The sequence below is a fragment of the Dokdonella sp. genome, assembly GCF_035511235.1.
Taxonomy (GTDB): Bacteria; Pseudomonadota; Gammaproteobacteria; order Xanthomonadales; family Rhodanobacteraceae; genus Dokdonella.
Window position 1 is genome coordinate 30,878 of record NZ_DATKFQ010000005.1, and the last position, 14,470, is coordinate 45,347.

Annotated in this window: 8 protein-coding genes; 3 read left to right on the top strand and 5 right to left on the bottom strand. The window is 68.5% G+C overall.

Annotated features, from left to right (window positions below; all coding sequences use genetic code 11):
* Positions 1-405: 405 nt before the first annotated feature.
* Both VMR06_RS02155 and VMR06_RS02160 read right to left on the bottom strand, forming a co-directional pair.
* Positions 406-1,086: a response regulator transcription factor gene (locus tag VMR06_RS02155; protein ID WP_325372515.1), complete on the bottom strand. Its 681-nt coding sequence runs from the start codon at positions 1,084-1,086 to the stop codon at positions 406-408.
* A complete protein-coding gene (locus tag VMR06_RS02160) occupies positions 1,083-2,426 on the bottom strand; it encodes a HAMP domain-containing sensor histidine kinase (RefSeq protein ID WP_325372516.1) in 1,344 nt (447 codons plus the stop codon). The genes VMR06_RS02155 and VMR06_RS02160 overlap by 4 nt, the downstream gene beginning before the upstream one ends.
* 639 nt (positions 2,427-3,065) lie before the next feature.
* Here VMR06_RS02160 and VMR06_RS02165 point away from each other — a divergent pair.
* Entirely contained in the window at positions 3,066-3,629 is a 564-nt protein-coding gene (locus tag VMR06_RS02165) for an ECF-type sigma factor (RefSeq protein ID WP_325372517.1), read from the top strand.
* A 23-nt stretch (positions 3,630-3,652) separates the two neighbouring features.
* Positions 3,653-6,499, top strand: a complete 2,847-nt coding sequence (locus tag VMR06_RS02170; RefSeq protein ID WP_325372519.1) for a serine/threonine-protein kinase — start codon at positions 3,653-3,655, stop codon at positions 6,497-6,499.
* 162 nt (positions 6,500-6,661) lie between these two features.
* On the opposite strand, the gene VMR06_RS02175 is transcribed toward VMR06_RS02170, so the two are convergent.
* The 3 genes from VMR06_RS02175 to VMR06_RS02185 all read right to left on the bottom strand — a co-directional run bounded on the left by VMR06_RS02175 (position 6,662) and on the right by VMR06_RS02185 (position 11,653).
* Positions 6,662-7,918 carry a hypothetical protein gene (locus tag VMR06_RS02175; protein ID WP_325372521.1) on the bottom strand — a complete coding sequence of 419 codons (1,257 nt, stop codon included), beginning with the start codon at positions 7,916-7,918 and terminating at the stop codon, positions 6,662-6,664.
* Positions 7,919-8,649: 731 nt separating this feature from the next.
* Positions 8,650-8,862: a hypothetical protein gene (locus tag VMR06_RS02180; RefSeq protein ID WP_325372523.1), complete on the bottom strand. Its 213-nt coding sequence runs from the start codon at positions 8,860-8,862 to the stop codon at positions 8,650-8,652.
* Positions 8,863-8,932: 70 nt separating this feature from the next.
* Positions 8,933-11,653 carry a bifunctional diguanylate cyclase/phosphodiesterase gene (locus VMR06_RS02185; RefSeq protein WP_325372525.1) on the bottom strand — a complete coding sequence of 907 codons (2,721 nt, stop codon included), beginning with the start codon at positions 11,651-11,653 and terminating at the stop codon, positions 8,933-8,935.
* A 290-nt stretch (positions 11,654-11,943) separates the two neighbouring features.
* Between VMR06_RS02185 and VMR06_RS02190 the strand changes: the two genes are divergently transcribed.
* The gene (locus VMR06_RS02190; RefSeq protein ID WP_325372527.1) at positions 11,944-14,334 is read left to right on the top strand and encodes a winged helix-turn-helix domain-containing protein; all 2,391 of its coding nucleotides are present in this window, start codon (positions 11,944-11,946) and stop codon (positions 14,332-14,334) included.
* Positions 14,335-14,470: the final 136 nt, after the last annotated feature.

Consider the following 14,470-nt stretch of genomic DNA (forward strand, 5'->3'; position numbering starts at 1 on the left):
AGAATTGCAGGTAGCGATTTTCTGCGTCATTTTGGGCCTCGTACCTATTCTGGGTCCGGTCGAGTGACAAAGGATTGCGCCAACCTTGCGTACTCGTGGAAATTGCTGAACAGGGCGATGCAGGTCGAGTGTCAGACAGTGGGTGCTCCCCGCGACTCGTTCCTCTGCTGGCTCCAAGCTGCCCGTCTCCTTGAAGGGCACACACGCGCAGCGACGCCGCCCCCAGTTTCCACTGGCGCGACGTCGGTGTGACTTCGATACGCGCTATACCAAGGCTGTCTCGCGCAAGGAGCTGGCGAGCGCGCCGAGGCCAGCGCCGCGCCGACCGCAGCGGCCGGTGATCCCTCGACGTCACTGAACAAGCAAGCGGGCTGGGGCGGGCGGCAGATGCCCCGCCCTGGCGAATCACGATTGTCTCGTGTCCGTTTCCCGAATCACGTAGCCGAGCCCCCGCATGGAACGGATTTCGACGCCGGCGGGCACCAGTGCCCGACGCAGCCGGGAGATGTGCGATTCCAGCGTGTTCGACTCGATCAGGTCGTCGAACGCATAGACCGCGTCCTGCAGGCCGCGCCGGCTGACCGTGCGACCCGCCCTCAGGCACAGGGCCTCGAGTACCAGCAGCTGCCGTCTGGGAAGTTGCAGCGCCTGGCCCTTTATGAGCGCTTGACGATGGCCGAAGTCGTACGTCAACCCGCCGATCGATATCGAGGGAATCTGGGGCTGCATGGGCCTGCGGCAAAGTGCACGGATTCGTGCGAGCAGTTCTTCCGTGTCGAACGGTTTTGTCACGTAGTCGTCGGCGCCAGCATCGAGTCCGTAGACCATGTCGGCCTTGTCGTGCCTGGCCGTGAGCATCAGGATCGGCGAGAGCGGTCGTACCCGTCGGGCGAGGTCTATCAGCTCAAGGCCGTCGCCATCCGGCAACTGCCAGTCCAGGATCAGGGCCCGATAGTCGATCTGATGGATCGCCTGCCGGGCCTGTGCCACGTTCGGGGCGACGTCCACCACCATGCCGTGCAGCTGCAGCGTACTCTTGAGCGCCGCCGCGAGGGCGGCATCATCCTCGACCAGGAGTATCCTCATCGGCGTGGCTTCTCTGTGCCGGCATCCGCTGGCAGCGATACGGTGAAGCAGGCGCCGCCGGACGCCGAATCGCTGACGCGAATGCTGCCTTGGTGCCGATGGACGATCTCCGCGGCCAGGTGAAGCCCCAGGCCGCTGCCTTGCACGGTTGAACTGAACCGCACGAACGGCGAGAAGATCTGTTCACGCTGATCCGCCGGCACGCCCGGGCCCGCATCGCAGACCAGAATCTCCGTGTGGTCGTTGACGATCAGTTGGATCTCTCCCTGGCCGCCGCCATGGTTCATTGCATTCTGCAACAGGTTGATGACCACCCGCTGGAGCGCGCCGCGATCGGCTTGCACCTCGACGACATGTTCGGGCGCATCGAACGAGAATTCGTACCCCGCGTCGAGCAGCAACGGGGCGAAGTCTTCGCCCGCTTCGCGGCACAGCGCCACCAGATCGACCGGTGCCCAGTGCATGGCACCATGATCGATGCGTTGCAGATCCAGCAGTTGCTCGGCGATGTTCTCCAGGCGAACGACATCGCCGAGCAGATGTGTGCGGGCGGGACCGCGCGGCAACGCACTCGCCCGTGTACGCACGATGGCGATGGGCACTCTCAACTCGTGGGCCGCGTCGCGCAGGAACCTGTCGCGTGCCGCAATGGTGTCCCATAGCTTGCTTACGGACTGGTTGAAGGCGTCCACCAGGGACTTGATCTCCAAGGGTACCCGCTTGGCTTTCAGCAATGGGCCCTTGCGCGTCATATCGATGCGAGCGGCATCCTCCGCGAGTTGGCGGATACCGCCCAGAGAGCCTCGAACGATCCAGGGCACGACCAGCATCAGTCCGCCGGCGACCGGGATGGCCAGGACAAGCAAAATGAGCGTGAGGAAGGGACCGATCTCCGCGAAGAAGCCTCGCGTCGTCAGCCCGCCGACCAGCACGTGCAGGCGACCCCAGTCTCGGCGCTCGACCACCAGGCACGCGGCATAGCGCGGGTCGATGCTGCGGATGTCCGAATCACGCAACGCCGGCGAAAGCTTCAAGAATTCGACGTACTCCTGTGGTACATCGCCATAGCGCAATACCTGTCCTCGTTCGTCGACCGCATAGAGCCAGGCTTCGCCATCCGGGTCGCGTACCCGTTCCGGCAGCCTTGCGGTATCCAGCGTAAGCCGGTTGCCCGTCCGGTCGACCGCCCTGGCGGCGTCGACGGCCGTTCCGCGATAGACCAGATGGTCATCGGGCTCCCAGATGAGTGCGCAGAGGGCCGTTATCAGAACGAGAATCAGCGCCGCCACCGCCAAGCCGACGCGCCAGGAGATATGGCGGCCCAAAGAATAGGTTTGCATGGATCAGAAGGCCGGGTCAGAGAAGGGCATGGGCATCGACGCTTGGCGCCAAGGAGTGGTCAATCCCATGATACGCAGGCGGAAAGGTGGGTCAGCACGCTTGGGCCGGGCGCAAGGTTCACGCAAGGGTTTCGGGGCATGCTGGTCAAATGGACAATCATCGTCGCGCGCGACAAGCAGGGTGTATGGCGGGTCAGATCGATGGGGGGCCTCCCGCGCCCTTCGCGGAATTGTTCGATCACATGGCGAATGAACTGGCCTACTGGCGAGACGTGGAGCGCTTCAGAGGGCCACTGCCGGGCGGTGGCCTAGACCAGGTCTGGGACCAGTGCCTTCGGGTGTACGCCATCAGAACGCGGCCCCCGGGGCTCCAGCGCGAACAAGCGCTTCGCCGCTTCCTCTCCGATGCGTGTTCCACCCCTTTGGCAGACAGGGTGGCTCTGTTCGACTTGGTCTGGTCGCGTCTGAGTCGCGAGAGATCCACGATGCTGTCTGCCCCGCATTGAGGTAGCACCCCACTGCCACCTTGGACTGTCCCGGGGACAGTCCACAAAAAGGGCGTCGGCGCCCTTCATTCGACGCCCGGCTGTGCCAGACTTGACCGCTAACGCTGGTCGGGGCCAGCGACAGAGAACAGGCATGGCAGCGGAAGTGGGGTACGCGCCGGTAACCGACTTGCTGGCGCGCAGCCGCGCCGGCGACGTGCAAGCACGCGACAAGGCCTATGCCGCCATGTACGAACAGCTCAAGCTTGCCGCGCGCAGACAACTGCGCGGGCAGCGCCAGGCGCTGGAAACGACCGCACTGGTGCACGAAGCCTGGCTGAAGCTGGCCGGCAACGCCGTGCTGGCGCCCGCCGACCGCAACCACCTGATGGCCCTGTCCACTCGGGCCATGCGTCAAGTGCTGGTCGATCACGCCCGGCATCTGCAGGCCAGCAAGCGCGACGGCGCCATCGAGCCGCTGACGCTTGCCGCCAGCAACATTGCCCAGCCGCAGGCCGAGATGGAGGTGCTGGCCCTGCACGACCTGCTCGAGGAATTGCAGGGCTTCGATCCGCGCGCCGCGCAGATCGTCGAGTTGCGCTATTTCGGCGGCTATGAGGAAGCGGAGATCGCCGCCATGCTGGACACCAGCCTGAGCACCGTGCAGCGCGACTGGCGCCGCACCCGCGCCTGGCTGGCGGCCAAGCTGGGCAACTGAGGTTCGACTTCAGGGGATGCCGCATGAGCACCGATCGCGGCCCGAAGGCCATGCGCATCTTCGAGCAGGTCGCGGACCTGCCGCCGGCGCAGCGCGAAACGGAACTGGACGCACTCTGCGCCGCCGACGCCGATCTGCGCGCGCTGGTGGACGCCATGCTGGCCGCCGACGGCGGAACGGACGAACCGTTCTCCGGCAACGGGGCGCGCTGGAGCGAGGCATTGAGCGCCACCGTGGCACCGGAACCCGGCGCACGGCCCGGCAGGACCGTCGGCCCCTGGCGCATCGTCGGCGAGCTGGGTCGCGGCGGCATGGGCGCGGTGTACGAAGTACAGCGCAGCGACGGCGCATACACGCAGAAGGCCGCGTTGAAGCTGATCCGCAGCGCTGCCGATTCGCCGGCCGCGCGCGAGCGTTTCCTGCGTGAACGGCAAACTTTGGCGCAACTGCAGCACCGGCATATCGCCACCCTGCTGGACGGCGGCTTTTCGATCGACGGCGATCCGTATTTCGTCATGGAGTACGTGGATGGCCAGCCGATCGACCAGTGGTGCGACACGCGCAGGCTGGGACTGCGCGAACGCATCGGACTGTTCGGCCAGGTGCTGGAAGCGGTGAGCTACGCGCACCGCAACCTGGTCGTGCATCGCGACCTGAAGCCGTCCAACCTGCTGGTCGATGCCAACGGCCAGGTGAAGCTGCTGGACTTCGGCATCGCCAAGCAACTGGAAGGCACCGATGCCACCGCCACCGGCGATGGTGCGCTGACGTTCGAATACGCCAGTCCGGAACAGCTGCATGCCGCGCCGATCACCACCGCCACGGATATCTGGCAGCTGGGCATCGTGCTGCATCGGCTGCTGTCCGGCGCGCATCCGTTCGGCCTGGGCCGCGACACGCCGCTGCCCAAGCAGCTGCAATTGCTCGAACGCGAACCGGAACCGCTGACCCGTGCCGCGGCGCAGGCCGATGCGGATACCGCGGCGCTGCGCGGCGGCCTGAGCCCGGCGGCACTGGCCAGAGAGCTGCGTGGCGCGCTGTCCAAGGTCGTGCAGGCCTGCCTGCGCCGCGAACCGGAGCACCGCTACGCCAGCGCCGACGCGCTGGCCGACGATCTGCGCCTCTGGCTGGAGCACCGTCCGCTGCGGATCGCGCCGCCGTCGCGTGCGACGAGCTTGCGCCTGTGGCTGCGCCGCAACCGGGGCCTGGCCACCGCCGGATCGGTGGCGCTGCTGGCGGTGCTGGCCGGCAGCGGCGTGGCCTTATGGCAGGCGAGCGAGGCGCGGCGGGAAAGTGCGCGTGCGCGCGAGTCGTTGCAGTTCCTGTCCGATACCCTTGCCGCCACCTCACCCGAGCGCGCGATGAGCAAGGAAGTGAGCATTCGCCAGTTGCTCGACGCCGCCCGAGCGGAACTGGACAAGCGCAACGTCGACGTGGCAGTGAAGCAGCCGGTGCAACGCATGCTCGGGCATCTGTACCAGTCTCTCGGGGAACTGAAGATCGCAGACGCCTTGTTCGACGCCGGCTTGAAGCACACGGAACCCAAGAACCGGAGCGAGGCGCTGGCGCTCGCCGCCGACATCGACAGTCACGCCGGCATCCTCGCCGAGATGGAGCGCTGCAAGGAAAGCCTTGCGCTTGCCGAACGCGTGCAGGCGATGCGGCAACGCTTTTCGCCCGGCGACGAGACGCAGCGCATGCGCTCGCTGAAGTCCCTGGGCTCGGCCCATGGCTGCATGCGCGACTACAAGCGCGCAGAGCGCGACTGGAACCAAGCACTGGACATTTCCGACTCACTGCAGACGCCACCGATCGCGGAAACCGTCGGCATCTACAACGCGCTATGGCTGATGCTGGACATGCAGGGCCAGCACGATCGAGCCCTGGCACTGGCCGACAAGGGCCTGGCCTTCGTCGACCGGTCGGGGCAGAAGGCGGACACGCCGCTGCGCGTCGGGCTGTTGCGCAGCAAGGCGACGTCGCTGTACCGGCTGGGCAAGCCGAACGACGCCCTCTCCTTCATGCAGCAGGGCATTGCCCTGCAACGCGCCAGCGTAGGCGAAAGGGGCTCGATCACGGCCATCCTCCACAACGACATGACCTTGATACTCAATGCTCTGGGTCGCTACCGCGAAGCCGCCGACGCAGCGCATCAAGCCCAGCGATTGGGCGAAGAGGCCGGCATGGGGCCTGCCGAAGCCGCCATCCAGCTATCGAACCTCGGCGACGCGCTGGAGAATGCCGGCGACTATCCGCAAGCCGTGCAACGCAAGGAGCAGGCGCTGGCCATGCTGGACAAGGCGGGAGCCGACGCCGACGACCCGACACGCAGGAAGATCGAAGTGATGCTCGCCCGTGCGTCGGGTTTCGCCGGCCACTTCGACGAGGCGCTGCAGCGGATGACCCGGGCACGTGAAGCCGCACGCAAACAGGACGGCGAAGACTCCATGCAATATGCCTACGCGACATGGCAGATGGCCGTCCTGGAAAAGAACATGGGCGATGCAATCGACGGCCCGCCGATACTCGAAGAAGCGGCGCGGCGCTGGGAGAAGCTGGCTCCGCCGGAGCACACGGTGTTCACGCAGGTCCATCGTGTCCGCGCGCATTTCGCACGGATGCAGGGCAACCTGGCGCTGGCCGAGCGCGAGCAACGTGCTGCGCTGGCCCGATTTCAAGTGACGCAGTCCGCGCCTGCGGACCTCGCCGCTGCCCAGGCCGAGATGGCCGACATCCTCGCTGCCAAGCACGAAGACGACGCAGCGCGCGCAATGCTGCGGCAGGCCCTGCCCGTGCTGCGCGAATCGGTACTGCCGCAGGAAATCAACCGCGCCGCCGCCGAGAAACTGGCCAGACGGCTGGGCGTGTAACGGCCCGCCCGGCACGTCAACACGTCAGGTCGCCCGCCCGTGGCGACGGCGATCCTGCCTGGCACACGGCTGCCAACGTCGAACACGCGTGGCGTCCGCTGCCCTCGGATTCGACGTTCCGGCGCAGCCGTGCCTGGCGCTCGATCATGAAATGAAGGCGGCTTACTGCCCGCGCTTGAACAGGTTCTTGAACACCTTCTTGCCGATCCCTTCGTTCTGCCGCTCCGGTGACGTGTTGGCGTCCACGCCCAGCACCACGCTGGCCGTGGACTTGGTGCGCACGCGCACGCTCCATTCCGGCTTCCACGTCGCCAGCTGCTTCGGATCGGTGGGCCGGGCCGGGTACACGCGATGGGTTTCCGGTCCGTAGGCGGCCATGTTGAGCATGGTCATGTTGGGCGCACCGTTCCCGCGGGTGAAGATGCCTTGCGGCACGCTGCAATCGGTGGCATTGGCCGGCAGCAGAACCTTCTGCTTGGTCCAGCGATCGATGTGCGCGGCATCGAGGTAGTCGACCAGGGTTTCGCCCGCGCCGGGGACGTCGGAACTGCTCCACACGACCGCGCTGATCTGGTTCATGCCCGGACTGACCGCCGCGTCCATCTGGGTGGCCGCCAGGAAATAGGCCTCGGCGCGTTCCACCGGCTGCCAGCTCAGTTCGATGGGCCTGTCGTCTCCGCCGCTATTGGTCAGTTCGATCTTCGGCATGAAGTCGGCGCGCCGGTCCAGCTCGAACGTCAGCGACGCGGGAATGCCCTCGCCGGCAAAGCGGTGCATGCCGACCAGTGATGCCGCTTCCGGCACGCGCTCGCCATGGGTCGTGTTCGGCCACAGTGCAAAGGCGGGCGTGGTCTGCACGTCGCGCTCCGGCGCGAACAGGCCCGGGGTCATGCCGCCCTGCATCGAAGCTGCGCCGCCCTTGACCGTGTAGGTGCTGACCTTGGGCTGACCGGGGCCGACCTGCGCGCCGCAGCCCCAGTATTCGCGCACGGTGATTTCTACGTCGGGCGGGTCTTGCGGCGTTTCGCCGGCATGGCGCGGGCCGTTGGGCGGAGGCGGCAACAGGACGAGGTCGCCCAGCCCCAGGCCCGACGGCGCGGCATCCTGCACCTGCACGCCCGGCTGGAGCCGGTTGTACACGGCCACGTCCAGGTAACGGCCGCTGGCGCCGGGGCGCTCGGTGGTGGGGAAGCTGGGCCGTGCCTTGTCGCCGCCCATCATCTTCATGGCAAGGCGGCCCGTTCCGCCCATCGCCCCCATGTCCGGCATTCCCGCCATGTCGTGGGTGGCGACGTCGATCCAGACCTGAGTGGGCGGCACCTGCGACGGCGCGCCGTCGGCTGACGGGGCCACCGCAGTGGCAAGGACGACCGCCACGGCGAGCGGCGCGGTGCGGCAACGGCGGGACGGCGTGGACATGCGGTTCTCCTGTGCGGAAACGGCCGCCCCGGGGCGGCCACACGGGAGGTATCGGAAAAGGGAAGCCAGAGCCTTCATGAGCGGGCGGCAGCAGGGCGCGCCGGTCGAGGCCGCCTTGCGACGGCGCTGTCGTTGCGGTCGATCGAGCGCCCGCGGTCCGGCCAGTTCAGTGACCGCGGCTGTGTTTCGACTCGAACCCATGGCTAGAGCGGACGAGTGGCCATGACCGGCGCGTGATGACGCAGCACTGGCCCACCTCCAATTGCCCGGTTTTGATCGCGGCCCGGTGCGTCCGGGCTCGTCGATGAGCTTCCATCGCTCGCTGCGGCCCGCCACGCACGGAGCGCACGGGTCCGTGACGGGAGGTTCGAGCATGGGTCTTTTCTCCGATTGATCCTGCCCCGTCGGAACGGACGCCAGGAAGCGATACATTGATCGCAACCTGGAGATACATATGCAGCACATCACACGTCGTCGTTACACGGACGACTTCAAGACTCAGGCCGTTGCCTTGGCTGAGTCGGTCGGACGCTCTGAGGCAGCCCTGACCTGCGTACGGATCTTGTAGCCAGTGAGGCGATGCTCGATGTCCGCTGGACGGTTATGGATCCACAGCGCTTCCGGTACGAAGCTGCGAGCCGCAGCTATGTCGATCGCCTGCGCCCGCGCGCCGGCTTCCTCTGGCGCAGCGTGGCAATCATGTCCTGCTTGAGCGCGCCACGCGGCTGCACTTAGACCGCCGCGCAGATCGTCTCGTGGGAAATCAGACTGGGGCGTTCGGAGTCGGGCAACTGCCGCAGTCTGGCGGCAATCTGCTGCGGCGACCAGCGCGAGAAGACCAGCCGATCGTGGACGTGCTGGTACAGAGCCGTGGCCGGCATCAACAGACGCGGGCGGCGACTGGCGCTGTGGCGTTCCTGATAGCCGTAGGTGGCCTGCGCCATCGGGCATCGTCGGCCACATGAAAAGGAGCTCCGATATCGGCTGCGCCGAGCCGTGCCGGACGCCGACCAACTAGCTGCCGTAGCGCCGCAGCAGCTCGGTCAGCCCTTCCGGGGGACACGGCTCGCCGAACAGGAATCCCTGCGCCTCGTGGCAAACCTCGCGGTCGAGCATCCGCAGCTGCTCGACCGTCTCCACGCCCTCCACCGTGGCGGTGATGCCCAGCGCCGTGCACAGATGCGAGACCGCGCCGATGATGGCATGGCTTTCGGCCTCGCGCCCGAGTTCGTGGACGAAGGACTTGTCGATCTTGACCTTGTCGAACGGAAACGCGCGCAGATAGCCCAGCGACGAGTAACCCGTCCCGAAATCGTCCATCACGATTGATACGCCGGCAACCTTCAGTTGCAGCAGCGTGGCCGACGCCGCCTCGATGTTGGCGATCAACGCGTTCTCGGTAATCTCCAGTTCCAGCCGGTGCGGCGCCAAGTGCGCGAGCCTGAGCGCACGGTTGACGGTCTCGAGGAGGTCCGGACGGGCCAGTTGCATCGGCGTCAGGTTGACCGCCACCTTGACGTGTTCGGGCCAGCGCGCAGCCTCGGCGCAGGCCTGTTCCAGCACCCAGGCCCCCAACGGCACGATCAGGCCGATCTCTTCGGCAAGCGGCAGGAAATCGGCGGGCAGCAGCAGGCCATGCCCGGGACGGTTCCAGCGCAGGAGCGCCTCCAGTCCGTTCAGCGCGTTCGAGCGCAGATCCACCAGCGGCTGGTAGTGCACCTGGAACTGCCCTTCGGCGAGGCCGCGCCGCAAGTCGATCTCCAGCCGCCGCCGTTCCTGCATGCGCGCGTCCATCTCCGGCTCGAAGAAGCGGAAGCATCCGCGCCCGTCTTCCTTTGCCCGATACAGCGCAAGGTCGGCATTCTGGAGCAGGCGCTCGACACTGCCCGCCTGCGCATCGATGACGGCAATGCCCACGCTCGCACCGATCACCACCTGCTGACCGTCGATGTCGTAGGGCGCGCGCAGCACCTCGACCAGGCGCCCGGCCAGCGTCGATGCCGCAGCCGGCTGGTGGACGTCGGCCTGCAGGATCGCGAACTCGTCACCGCCCAGCCGCGCGACGATGTCGCACTCGCGCAGCACGGTCTGCAACCGGGCCGTGACCGCTCGCAGCAGCGCATCGCCGGTGGGGTGCCCCAGCGTGTCGTTCACCTCCTTGAAGCGGTCGAGATCCAGAAAGAGCAGAGCCGCGACATGCCCCCGCCGCGCCAGGCCCAGCGCTTCCTCGAGCTTCTCCTGGAACAGGATCCGGTTGGCCAGGCCGGTCAAGGCGTCGTGATGCGCCATGTAGACGATTCTGGCCTGCGCCTGCCGGCGCGCATCGACGTCCTCGAGCACGCCGGCCCATTCCAGACCGTCTTCGGACGTCACCGCCGCCCCGCGGGCACGGACCCAGCGCCAGCCGCCCGCCGCGTCACGGATGCGAAACTCCACATCGACCGGTGCCGACTGCCGCACCGCTTCCTCCCAGGAGATCGCGACCTGCGGGAGGTCGGCCGGATGCACGCTGCGCGTCCAGCCGTCGTCGACCGCATCGGCTTCCGGCTGCCCGGTCAGCTCCTCCCAGCCGGTAGCCGCCGTCACGCGTCCATCGGCGCCACGGCGCCAGAACACCAGCGCGCCCGCTTCGGCCACGACCCGATAGCGGCGCTCGCTCGCCTGCAGCATCGCGGCCAGCCGCTGCGCGTCGTCCACCCGGCGGCGCAGAGCCGTTTCGGAGGCGTGCAGGCTGCGGCGCATCGCCTCGAATTCCCGGATAGGGAACGGCTCGTGCGCGCCGCCGGCGTCGCCCGCCCGGCCCGACGCGGTCTCTTCTCCGTGCCTGACCAGCGCGCGGACCGGCCGCAGCACGCGCCGCGCGATCACGTTGGCGAAAACCAGCGCCACGCCCGCGGCCAGCAGCACGGCGGCGATGATGCCCAGCAATGGCTGCAGCCAGCGCGCCTGGAAGACCTGCAGCGGCTCGCCGACGACCACCACCCAGCCAGGGGTGTCTTGCAGCTTGTGGAACGCGAACACCACATCCCCGCCCTCGGTGGTCTCCGCCTCGAACAGCCCCGAATCGCTGCCCAGCTGCGTCAGCTTGTCCCAGTCCGGCACGCTCCGGCCGACGTAGCGTTCCGGACTGCGCGAGCGCGCGACGATCCGGCCGTTGCCGTCGACGACCGCGACCAGAATCGACGAATCCGTCGTCGTATTGGCGTGCGGCATGCGGACCAGGTCTTGCGGCGGCAGGACCCTGACCAGCGCCGCGGCGCCTGCCGGCGCCGACGGATGCGCAATCGCCACCGCCACGCGAGGCTGCCCCGATCCCGGTGCGAAGAACAGATTGGACACCGGCGGCCCCGTGCCGCCCAGCACGTCGCGTACCAGCTGCTGCGGCACGGTTGCGGCCAGCCCGGCCTCCCGCATCGCGCCGGAGGCCGGAATCACCAGGATCGTGCCGAGATCGGCGCCGCCGAAGCCGGGACTGCTTTCATCCCGAGGGCCGGCCTCGGCCAGCAACCGCAGAATCGCCACCGCGTGTCCGATCTCGTCGGCAGCCGCACGCGCCAGCACCCTCGCCGTGTCCTGCAAGCGGTCTTCCGAGGTCTGACGGTACTGGTCCCCGGCCCTCCAGACGGTGGCCATGCCCACGGCCAGGACCGGCACCAGGGCCGATAGCACCAAGGCGACCAGGTAAAAGCGCAACGTCCGGCCGGATGGACGGGCATGGGCCGCTTCTGGCGTCATGGGTTCCTCCCTGCTCCCCGGGCCCGGGCAGGCCGGCCGAGACCGCTGGAGGCTATCTCAAAACCATCCCGGCATCCGAGACCGGCTGCGCGCTCGACCCGCGCCGTCGTGGCGCCGCTCGTTCGTCCGCTGGCATCGAGCGACCAGGCGCAGCCGCCGCTGCGCTGCGCAGATACCCACCCGCTCCGGTACAGTGCGACACGCCGCGGCTCCATCGAGCTTCTTCATCGTCACGATCAGCGATCACCGGCTCGACGGTGTGCGTCCGCGCCTCGTCCAGGTGAGTGTCAATGCAGAAAGTGGGTGTCCCCGCCAGGTTCGTATTCGCCGATTACGAACTGGACGCCGCGTCGCGGTTGCTGACTCATCGGGGTGAGCCGGTCGCCGTCGCGCCGAGGGCGCTGGAGTGCCTGATCTATCTGATCCAGCACGCCGATCGCGCGGTCGGTCGCGACGAGCTGATCTCGGCGGTCTGGGCGCGCACCGACCTCAACTACACCGTTCTGACCCAGACGCTGTGGAAGCTGCGCCGCGCGCTGAACGAGAGCACCGATGCCGATTCGCGCTTCATCCGCACCGTGCCGCGGTTCGGTTACCAGTGGATCGCGCCGCTGAGTGCGGTGCCGGCGGCATCGGCGGCGCCGGCTGCCCCCGTCGCGACGCCCGACCCGTCTTCGCCACCGCCGGCAGCAGCGCGCGAAGACCAACCGCCGCCCGGGCGCCGCGGACGCCGGCCGTTCGCGTGGGGTCTCGGATCGTTGCTCATGCTCGCCCTGCTGATCGTGGCGGCGGTCTGGAAGCGTTCCGACCGCGAGCCGCCGCCGCAGTCCGAAGCCGGAGCCGGCGCCACGGCTGCGATCGTGGGGCATGCTCGGCGCCTGCTCGTGCTGCCGGTCGGAATCGAGGGCGGCGAGGCTCAGGATGCCTGGGTGCGTCTGGGCATCATGGACTACCTGGCGACCGGCCTGAGCCGCGACGATCGGCTGCAGATCGTCGGCAGCGACCGCGTGCTGGCGCTGCTCGACAAGACCGGCGCTTTCGACCCGTCCGATCCGGCCGGGATCGAGCGGCTGCGGCGGGCCTCGGGCGCCACCGACATCGTCGTTCCGGCGATGACGCATACCGAACAGGGATGGCGCCTGGTGGTGACCGTGCACGATGGGGAGCGCATGCGCCGGATCGAGAGCACCGCTCCGAATCCGCTGGCCGCGGCCGACCAGGCGGCTCTGCGTCTGCTGCAGCTCCACGACCCCGGCGCCGACTGGACGGCGGCCTCGCCGCGCGGCTCCGAGCTGATCCAGCGCCTCGATGCGGCCAGCCTGGCCGGCGATTACGCGCACGGCATCGAGCTGGCCCGCACCGCGAGCGCCGAGGACCGCTCCGACCCCCGGTTCCAGCTCAAGCTCGCCCAGCTCCATTTCCGCAGCGGCGACCTCGACGATGCCGGCCGCGTTTTCTCGGCGCTGGCCGAGCCGGCCGCCGACGTACCGGCCGAGATCCGGATCGGCGCGACGATCGGTCTGGCCCATATCGCCGAGCGGCAGCAGCGTTATGCGGATGCCGAGCGCGGCTACAGCGCCGCGATCGCGCTGCTCGGCGACCGCGGCGACCCGGCCCTGCTGGCGCAGGCGCTGTCGATGCGCGGCCTGGTCAACACCTATCTCGGCCGTGCCGACCAGGGTTTCGCCGACTTCGCGCGGGGGCGCGTCGCGTTCGCGCGCAGCGGCGACGAGGTCGGACTGGCCGGACTCGATGCCAATACCGGACTGGCCGAACGCGCCCGCGGCCGCCATCAGGACGCCGCCGACGCGTTCGATCGCGCACTGGAGGTCTACGACCGCTTCGGCATGCGCGATCGCGCCGCCACGGCCCTGATCGGCGCCGTCGGCGAACGCCTCGCGCTGCTGCAGATCGCGCGCGCGCTGGCGCTCAGCGACCGCGCCGATACCCTGTCACGGGAGGTCCAGAGTCCGATCCTGAAGACCTATCTGCTGCTCGTGCGCGGCGAGAGCCTGCTGGCCGACGGCAGACTGCGCGCCCTGGCCAGCCTGCTCGAACGCCTCGGACCGGCTGCCGATCCGGCCAGTCCGGCGGCGATACCGGATCTGCTCCTGCTGCGGGTCGGGCTGCGCCTGGAGACCTCGCCTGCGTTGTCGGCGGCCGAGATCGAATCGATCCGGCAGCGCATCGAGCAGCCGCCCGAGCCGGCCTATGGCACCAGCATCGCCGGCGCGATGCTGCGGCTGACCGATGCCGCCCTGCGCATCGGCGATCTCGATCTCGCGCGCCGGCTGCTCGAGCGCCTGCAGCGCGTGGATGCCACGGACCGGTTGCGGCCCCTGGCGCTGCCGCTGGTTCAGGGACAGGTCTTCGCGCTCGCCGGGGATCCGCGCGCGGCGGCGAGTTTCCGGGCGGCGCTCGCCGAGGCGGATCGCATGGCCTATCCGGACGCGATCGTCACGGTAGCATCGGCCTGGGCCGCACAGCTCGGACCCGCCGACGATCGCGAGACCCTGACGACCGTGGCCGGCCGTCTGCAGCCCTACGTCGAGGTCGATTTCCGGGCCGCGCGGGCCGCCGCCGCGCTCTATGCGGCGCTCGGCGAGACGCGCCTGGCGGACCAGGCACGCGCACGGGCGTCGCGCCTCGCCCACGAGCGGAATCCGCACGGCGAGCGCTAAAAAAACACCGCTCGCGCCGCCAGAACGGGGGCGGAGACCGAAACGAGATCGTTCCGAGAGGCCGCGCGAACGGCCTGCCGCCGCGGCCGGACTAGGCTCTGGGTGCGTCGCCGCCCCCTGCACCCTCGACCGGCGG

What these genes read in the sequence shown, in the direction of transcription:
- VMR06_RS02170 (WP_325372519.1), top strand. Translation starts at nt 3,653, where the DNA reads ATGAGCACCGATCGCGGCCCGAAGGCCATGCGCATCTTCGAGCAGGTC.
- VMR06_RS02165 (WP_325372517.1), top strand. Translation starts at nt 3,066, where the DNA reads ATGGCAGCGGAAGTGGGGTACGCGCCGGTAACCGACTTGCTGGCGCGC.
- VMR06_RS02180 (WP_325372523.1), bottom strand. Translation starts at nt 8,862, where the DNA reads ATGGCGCAGGCCACCTACGGCTATCAGGAACGCCACAGCGCCAGTCGC.
- VMR06_RS02185 (WP_325372525.1), bottom strand. Translation starts at nt 11,653, where the DNA reads ATGACGCCAGAAGCGGCCCATGCCCGTCCATCCGGCCGGACGTTGCGC.
- VMR06_RS02155 (WP_325372515.1), bottom strand. Translation starts at nt 1,086, where the DNA reads ATGAGGATACTCCTGGTCGAGGATGATGCCGCCCTCGCGGCGGCGCTC.
- VMR06_RS02190 (WP_325372527.1), top strand. Translation starts at nt 11,944, where the DNA reads ATGCAGAAAGTGGGTGTCCCCGCCAGGTTCGTATTCGCCGATTACGAA.
- VMR06_RS02160 (WP_325372516.1), bottom strand. Translation starts at nt 2,426, where the DNA reads ATGCAAACCTATTCTTTGGGCCGCCATATCTCCTGGCGCGTCGGCTTG.
- VMR06_RS02175 (WP_325372521.1), bottom strand. Translation starts at nt 7,918, where the DNA reads ATGTCCACGCCGTCCCGCCGTTGCCGCACCGCGCCGCTCGCCGTGGCG.